We start from the raw sequence: 7,539 nt of genomic DNA, 5'->3' as shown, positions 1-7,539 counted from the left end.
ATGCTGATGACGGCGTGCCAGGACACGGACTCGGACAAGAACACCGGCGCCGCACCGCCCCCCGCCTCCGCACCCGCCGGCCAGGCCGGCAACGCTCCCACCCAACCCGCCGCCTCCACCACCACCGGCGGCGGCCAGAGCGGCGGCCAGAGCGGCGGAACGACCCCCGCCGGAAAGACCTCCGCCGGCCAGGGCACCACCGGCGGGGCCGGCAACGACGGTTCGATCGGCAAGTGCCGCACCGACGACCTGCAGGTCACCGCGATCGACGCCACCATCGGCGGCGACACCAACCACACCGTCGCCGTGACGTTCAAGAACATCGGCCACAACTGCACCATGTCCGGATTCGCCGGCGTCGACCTGCAGACCAGCGCGGGACCGCTGTCCGCGAAGCGCACCGGCGCACCCGCGGACCCGTTCACCCTCAAGAGCGACAAGTCCGTGTCCTTCGGCATCACCTACCCGGCCAACGACAGCGGTGGCTCCGGCGTCCGCATCACCGGCCTCCAGGTGACCCCGCCCGGAGAGACCAAGTCCGTCACCCTGCGCTGGCCCGGCACCGGCTCCCTGCCCGTCACCGACGGCACCGGCTCCCCGGTCGACGTCGGCCCCATCGGCAGCGCCGGCCAAGGCGGCTGACCCACACCCCCAAGACCAATGAAGACCTCGGGTACGGGCCCCACCGCGTGCGTGACGGGGCCTGTACCCGCGTGCCGTTGCGCATCCGTCGGACACCCCGAAATCGGGTGCCCGTACTGCCGAATGTCGGCGGGTGCCGGAACGCCCGCATTACCCGCGCACGCGGCGCGCGCGCGAATGCGGGCGCTGGTCGGAGGTTTCCGTGTCCGCGCCCTCTCGGCGAGCGGCGCCCCGATCGCCAGAATCGACGATACGTAGGCCGCCGCGGCCGGTCAGCCCATCGTCTTGGCGCCGTCCAGTGATTCACGGAGGATGTCCGCGTGTCCGGCGTGCTGCGAAGTCTCGGCGATGACATGGAGGATGACGCGGCGCACGGACCACCGGGCGCCCGGCTCGAACCACGGGGCCTCGGGAAGAGGGTGGGACGCGTCCAGATCGGGCAGCGTGGCCACCAGGTCGTCGGTCGCACGTGCCACGTTTTCGTACGCGTCGAGCAGTCCGCCGAGCGTTTCGCCTTCGGCCATGCGGAACTGGCCTTCCCAGTCGGTCGGTTCGCTCATCATGGCCTCCGCGCCGCCGACCGCGAATCGCATCCAGGACGCCTCGGTGCCGGCCACGTGCTTGATCAGGCCGCCGAGGCAGAGCTCACTCGCGGTGGTACGCGTCGCCGCCTGTTCGTCGGTGAGTCCGTGGACCGTTTGGCGTAGGAACCCTCGATGCCTCGCGAGAGATTCCAGCAGGTCGGCACGCTCACGCGTGGTCGCCATCCGGTCGCCGCTCATGCTGCCTGCCCTTCGATGTCGTCCACCACCTCACCCCGCGCCGCCCGACTATGCCACAACAGGGATGGCTCGGCGTAGATCAACACGGAGCGGACGGTGACGATGCCGGGGGCGTCCTCGTGTCCGTGGACCGGAAGGACACCTCCTGCGCCCCGTGCCGCCCCGCAGGATCATGGAAGGGCGGGAGCGGCGGCGACCGACCCGAACCTGATCGCGGCTCGAGGTCCGCACCGCGAGTGAACGAAACCGCGACCGGCCCCCGAGCCCTGCCGACGCTCCGGACCCCACCCACGCGTACCCCTGCGGAGCCGCCGGCAGGGTCGTGGTCTCCGCCCGCGAGGGGGTCAACGTCGGCGCCTCCTACTTCCCCGACGTGCAACTCGAACGGTTCATCCCGGCCCGGCGCGAGGCACTCACCGCGGAGTTCGGGGCCGGTGCCTTCGCCGCCGACTACTTCACCCAGGCACACGCGGCGGGGCTGGACGTCCCCGACAGCACCGTCGCCTTCCTGGCGGGCCTGGTGGGCGGCGACTACCCGACGGACCTGACGTACGACAGCCTCTTCCGGCACGTCAACGCCTTCCTCCAGGACCAGGACAGCGGCCCGCCCGGAGCACGCTTCAACCCGTTCACCGTGGTCTCGGACGCCGCGTTCGCGCTGATCGGCACGATGAACCTGCGCATGGTCGAGCGCGCCTCCTACGTGGCCCAGAGCAGCCGGCTGTCCATCGGCTACTCGGTCGGGGCCGCCTCCGGAGTGGCCCTGGCCAGGCAGGAGCCCGAGAAGCGGCCCTTGGTGTTCGTCGGCGACGGCTCCTTCCAGGAGACCTGCCAGGAACTGTCCACCCAGGTCCGGCACGGGCTGCGTCCCGTCGTGTTCGTCCTGGACAACGAGGGGTTCTACGGCATCGAGCAGATGCTCGTACACCCCTGCTACTACGCGGAAAACCCGTCCGAAGGCGCCGAGTTCTACAACAACCTGCACGTGTGGCAATACGAGCGACTCGCCGACGTCTTCGGTACCGACAAGCACCCGATGACCGGCGTGAGCGTACGCACCCACACCGACCTCGAAACCCTCCTGACCAGGGTCACCGACCGCAACGACCAGATCAACCGGGGACCGATCCTGGTCCGCGTGCTGCTCGACCGGCGCGACTACCCGAGGGCGATGCAATACAAGATCGACGAGAACTGTAGGTAGACGTAGGTAGACGAAGGCCACGTCGCGAGGAAGCCCGCATCGGGACATCGCACACACACAAGGCCCCGGACCGCCTTCAGCCAGGCGCCCAAACCGCCACGGAAAGCAACAGAGCCCAGGTCAGCACGCTGACCTGGGCTCCGCTTCGGGTGGGCACAGACAGACTCGAACTGTCGACCCCTGCTTTGTAAGAGCAGTGCTCTAACCAACTGAGCTATGCGCCCGGAGGTGAGAGGACAGCCTACCGAATGCGTGGGGGTGGTTCGTGCCGCTCGGGCGTGCGGATGGTCACCGGGCTCGGTCGGCCGGCATGGGGGTTGGTCGGTCGGCCCGCGGGCGTGGGGTCGGGCGGGCGGCCGGCGATCGGGGGCCGGCCGGCCCGTGGTGCGGTCAATTGCCGGCGTCGGGGCTTGGTCGGTCCGTGGTGGCCACGCGGCGGAACCAGGGGAGGCGGGACAAGGGGGTGGCGGCCTCGATGTCGGTGGGGCCGGTGTGGGTGGTGCCGTCGTCGGCCTGCCAGGTGCCCGGGGGAATGGTGATCTTGCGGGAGCGGGTGCCCTTGGTGGTGACGGGGGCGACCAGGATCGAGTCGCCGAGGAGGAACTCGTCGGTGATGGCGGCGTAGCCCAGGCCGGGGAAGACGTAGTCCAGCGGGAGCTGGATCGGCTCGCCGGTGTGGGCGGAGGCGCGGGCCAGGGCCAGGATCTCCGGGCCCAGATCGGTGTGCAGGCGGGCGGCCGCACGGCACAGGTCGAGGTGTTCCGGGTCCAGGACACGCCACGGGGCCGCCGAGAACTGCATCATCGGGAACAGCGCGGCGGTCTGCGCGTACCGGACGAACAATTCCGGGTCGAAGCCCTCGCCGCCCGGACCCGGGACGAAGCGGAATTCGCCGCCGCCGATCATGTCGGGGCAGGTGAACGCGTGGCCCGTGATCGACTGGGCGAGCGCGTTCGGGATCAGGCTGTCCAAGCCGAAGCGGCCCTCCCACAGGTGGTACTTGTCCTGTTGGCGCTGCGCCAGCGGCAACCCGGCCGCGCGCCACGAGTCGCGGAACTCGTTCAGCGGCCACTCCGCGCCGAACCGGTTCCACGCGTGCGTGTACGCCTCCGGGTCGGCCACGCCGAGTGCGCGCCAGAACGGCGCGTCGCCGCCGTCGAACTTGAACCCGTCGATGCCGATCGACTCCTGAAGCTCCGAAAGCTGCTCGCGCAGCCATCCCGTGGCCGCCGGATCGAGCAGGTCCAGGCCCGCGCTGTAGCCGTTCCACCACGCATGCACGCCGAAGTACCCGTCCGGGCGCTCGACCAGCAGGCCCCGGTCGTGCAGCACCCGACACGTCGGCGAGTCCGGGGTCACGTACGGCACCAGCCACAACATCACCCGGAAGCCGAGTTCGTGCAGCCGCGCGACCATGCCCGCCGGGTCCGGGAAGCGACCCGGGTGGAACGTCCAGGTCCCGTAGTCCTCGCTCCACCGGTCGTCGATCATCAGTACGCCGGGCGGGAACCCGTTCCGCAGCAGGTCTTCCGCGTAGCGGAGCACCTTCTCCTGGGTGGGCTCGAAGACGGTCTCGATCCACAGGTTGTACTGCGGCGCGGTGAACAACAACGGGTCCGGCAACCCACCGGACGCCGGATAGTGACGCCGCATCACCTCCAAGTAGGCGTCCCGCAATGTGCCACCGGCAGCCACACCCGCCTCGACGCCCACTTCTGCCCCGGACGAACCGGAAGCCCCGGAAGCGCCGGAAGCCCCGGACGAACCGGAAGCACCGGAAGCACCGGAAGCACCGGAAGCACCGGAAGCACCGGGCAACTCGGCCACCCCAGGCACCTCGACCACCGGCCGCCCGCCCTCGATCCGAAACGCGAACGGCCGAGCGCAGTGCACCCATCGGCCGTGATCGGAGAGCAGCACCGGCATGCCCTGGTTGGCCTTCACGTCCCGCAGGTCGATCCCGTACCCCTCGGCGAACGGCATGTGCCGGCCGTCCGCCACCGCACCGCCCCACCAGTGTTCGCCGGCACGCGGTTCCAACGCGAGCACGCCGCCATCGACCGAACCACTCTTCGTCATGCCGTCCGCTCCCCCACGCTCTCGCTCACACCCGCTCTCCGACCAACCATCGGGCGGCAGACCATCCAGCCGACCCATCGGCGGCGGCAGGCAACTCACCCGCCCCCCCACCGCCGCCGCCGCCCGAACCACACCAAACCGACCCACTCGGGCTTCACTTCATCGTGAAACCCTGCTCCTTACCGAACGACACGATCCGCTCCTGCCAGTTGGACAACGCGCCCGGCAGGTCACCGCCCGGCTTGTAGGCCTGGCCGATGGTGTCCTTGAAAATGCTGTTCGCGTACACCTGGAAGGGGAGGTACTGCCACTCCGGCCGCACCGCACCGGACATCTGCGCGAACACCTCGTTGGGCTTCGAACCCGGGAAGTACGGGAGTTCGGCACCGCGGAACGCCGGGTCGTCCAGCAACAACCGGGTCGCCGGGAACAGGCCCACGTCGGTGTTCAGCGACTTGACCGCCTCGGGGTCCGAGTTCAGCCAGGTGGCGAAGGCGACCGAAGCCGCCTTGTTCTTGGCCTGCTTGGTCACCGCGACCGACGAACCGCCGTTCTCCGCACTGGCCGGGGCGCCATCACCGGTCGGCATCGGCGCGACCGCCCACTGACCCGCGCCCTGCGGGATGTTCTTCTGTAGTACGGCGGGCGCCCACGCGCCGGCCATCCACAGCGCGTACTTGCCGGCGCCCATCGACTTCCACCACTCCTCGTTCCAACTCGGCGTGGCGTCGACCGTCTTCTCGGCCAGCATCCCGCCCCACGTGCTCGCCCACCTCGCCGTGCCCGGGTCGTCCTTGAGCTTGACCGCCGCCGACGACTCACCCGAGACCTGGTACGGCTTTCCGCCCTGCTGCCAGATCATGCTGTTGGCCGTGCCCGCGTCACCCTGGTCGGCGTAGGTGACGAAGTTCTCCGGATTGGCCGCCTTGATCTTCCGGCCCAACTCGGCCACTTCGGCCCAGGTCTTCGGCGGCGTGGCGCCGAGCTTGTCGAGGATGTCCTTGCGGTAGAACATCGCCATCGGTCCGGTGTCCTGTGGAACGCCGTAGATTCCACCGGCCACATTGACCTGCGACCACGCGGACGAGGCGAACTTGTCCCGCGACGAAACCATTCCGTAGTCGGCGAGGTTGACCAGCTGCTTGGTGATCGCGAACTGCGGCAGCGCGAAATACTCGATCTGCGCGACGTCCGGAGCGCCCTCGCCCGCCTTCAGCGATGCCTGCAACTTGGTGTACTGGTCGGCCGATTGGCCTACGTTGACCAGCTTGACGTGCACCTTGGGGTACTTCTTCCGAAAGAGCGCCACGGTCCGATCCACATTGGGGACCCAGCTCCAGAAGGTGATCTCGGCGGGCTGTTCGAGAGCCGCCGCGACCGCCGCCGGATCGGCCTTCCGGCCACCCTCGTCGTCGTCGGACTTCGAATCCGACCCGCATGCGGCGAGCGACAGGGCCAGCGCCGCGACGGTCGCCGCGGCAGTCACCGAGGTCGACCGGCGCGAGCCGAGCCGACCCACGATCGACGTTCTTGCGTTCATATGTGGCCACTCCAAAGGGAATTCGCAAACTCGGGGACGAGCGAAACAAAAACGTGATGAAGAGCGAAATAGAAGAAACGCATGGCAGATCACGAAAATATATGTCATGCCGGAAAATGCCGAAACGCAGCAAGGGCATGCACAGAAGAAGCGAAATGCGCGCCGAGCCCACGGCTCTATTGCTTGACCCCGCCCGCCGACAGGCCGGACTGCCAGAACCGCTGAAGGAAGAGGAAGGCCACGATCAGCGGCACGATCGCGAGCAGACTGCCGGTCAGCAGAATCGGGTAGATCGCCGTACTTCCCGCCACGCTCCCGCCGTTGGCCTGGCCGTTCCACCGGTTGAGGCCGACGGTCAGCGGGAACCAGTTCGGGTCGTTGAGCACGATCAGCGGCAGGAAGTAGTTGTTCCAGGTCGCCACGAGTGCGAACAGCAGCACCGTGACGAAGCCGGGCATGAGCAGTCGCAGTGAGATGGTGAAGAAGATCCGCAGTTCGCCGGCGCCGTCCATGCGGGCGGCCTCCAGCATCGCGTCCGGCACCGCGTCGGCCGCGTACACGCGCATCAGGTACAGGCCGAACGGGCTGGCCAGGGAGGGCAGGATGACCGCCCACGGGGTGTTCACGATGCCCACGTCGCTGAACAGCAGATAGGTCGGCACCGCCAACGCCGTGCCCGGAATCGAGATCGCGCCCAGCACGAGCGCGAACATCAGCCGCCGCACGGTGAATTCGAACTTGGCGAGCGCGTACCCGCCGAGGGTGGCGATCAGCGCGGCGCCGCCCGCGCCGACCACCGAGTACAGCAGGTTGTTGGCGAACCAGCGCAGATAGATGCCGTCGTCGTAGGTGAAGACGTCGTGGACGTTGTCGAACAACGCGAAGTCGTCGGCGAACCAGAGCCCGCGCGAGGACAGCAGGCCCTCGTTGGACTTGGTCGCACCGAACATCAGCCACACCAGCGGCAGCAGCGTATAGGCGAGCATCAACGCCATCGCGACCGTCAGCGCGGTGCTCTTGCGACCACGTCGATCGTGGCGATCACCCGACCTCCCTCGCCCACGTCGCGCACGTCGATCGAGCCGCCCGCGCGGACGGAGGAACCCGGCCCGCGTCACGCCGGTTGCGCCGGCCCCGCTCTTCTCGCCGGCCTCGCCCGCCTCGCCCGTGGCACGCGATCCGTCCGGCAGGGTGGAGGTGCTCACTGCATGCGCTCCCGTCGTGCGGTGGCGAGTTGGACCAGGTACGCGACGAACACGGTGACCACGCCGAGGACCACCGCGATGGCGGCC

Annotated in this window: 6 protein-coding genes and 1 tRNA gene; 2 read left to right on the top strand and 5 right to left on the bottom strand. The window is 68.9% G+C overall.

Annotated features, from left to right (window positions below; all coding sequences use genetic code 11):
* Positions 1–642, top strand: a 642-nt coding sequence (locus ACZ4FV_RS51170) for a DUF4232 domain-containing protein (protein WP_465328249.1), incomplete at its 5' end; no start/stop codon positions are given.
* Between the two features lie 272 nt (positions 643–914).
* Here the strand turns inward: ACZ4FV_RS51170 and ACZ4FV_RS51165 are convergent.
* Positions 915–1,424, bottom strand: a complete 510-nt coding sequence (locus ACZ4FV_RS51165) for a DinB family protein (RefSeq protein WP_395873744.1) — start codon at positions 1,422–1,424, stop codon at positions 915–917.
* A gap of 322 nt (positions 1,425–1,746) precedes the next feature.
* Between ACZ4FV_RS51165 and ACZ4FV_RS51160 the strand changes: the two genes are divergently transcribed.
* The gene (locus ACZ4FV_RS51160) at positions 1,747–2,628 is read left to right on the top strand and encodes a thiamine pyrophosphate-dependent enzyme (RefSeq protein WP_465328247.1); all 882 of its coding nucleotides are present in this window, start codon (positions 1,747–1,749) and stop codon (positions 2,626–2,628) included.
* Positions 2,629–2,778: 150 nt separating this feature from the next.
* On the opposite strand, the gene ACZ4FV_RS51155 is transcribed toward ACZ4FV_RS51160, so the two are convergent.
* The 4 genes from ACZ4FV_RS51155 to ACZ4FV_RS51140 form a co-directional block, all read right to left on the bottom strand.
* Positions 2,779–2,852, bottom strand: a tRNA-Val gene (locus ACZ4FV_RS51155).
* Positions 2,853–3,018: 166 nt separating this feature from the next.
* The gene (locus tag ACZ4FV_RS51150; RefSeq protein WP_465328245.1) at positions 3,019–4,707 is read right to left on the bottom strand and encodes a glycoside hydrolase family 31 protein; all 1,689 of its coding nucleotides are present in this window, start codon (positions 4,705–4,707) and stop codon (positions 3,019–3,021) included.
* A 154-nt stretch (positions 4,708–4,861) separates the two neighbouring features.
* Complete coding sequence (locus ACZ4FV_RS51145) at positions 4,862–6,247, bottom strand: ABC transporter substrate-binding protein (RefSeq protein ID WP_402242579.1); 1,386 nt, start codon at positions 6,245–6,247, stop codon at positions 4,862–4,864.
* Between the two features lie 176 nt (positions 6,248–6,423).
* A complete protein-coding gene (locus tag ACZ4FV_RS51140; RefSeq protein ID WP_402242577.1) occupies positions 6,424–7,452 on the bottom strand; it encodes a carbohydrate ABC transporter permease in 1,029 nt (342 codons plus the stop codon).
* Between the last annotated feature and the right edge of the window lie 87 nt (positions 7,453–7,539).

The sequence above is a fragment of the Embleya sp. NPDC025285 genome, assembly GCF_055558835.1.
The sequence above is the reverse complement of the archived record's forward strand: the minus strand, read 5'-3'. Positions and strand labels throughout refer to the sequence as shown.

Excerpts from the sequence above, each read along its gene's own strand:
- ACZ4FV_RS51145 (WP_402242579.1), bottom strand. The coding sequence starts at position 6,247 with ATGAACGCAAGAACGTCGATCGTGGGTCGGCTCGGCTCGCGCCGGTCG.
- ACZ4FV_RS51150 (WP_465328245.1), bottom strand. The coding sequence starts at position 4,707 with ATGACGAAGAGTGGTTCGGTCGATGGCGGCGTGCTCGCGTTGGAACCG.
- ACZ4FV_RS51165 (WP_395873744.1), bottom strand. The coding sequence starts at position 1,424 with ATGAGCGGCGACCGGATGGCGACCACGCGTGAGCGTGCCGACCTGCTG.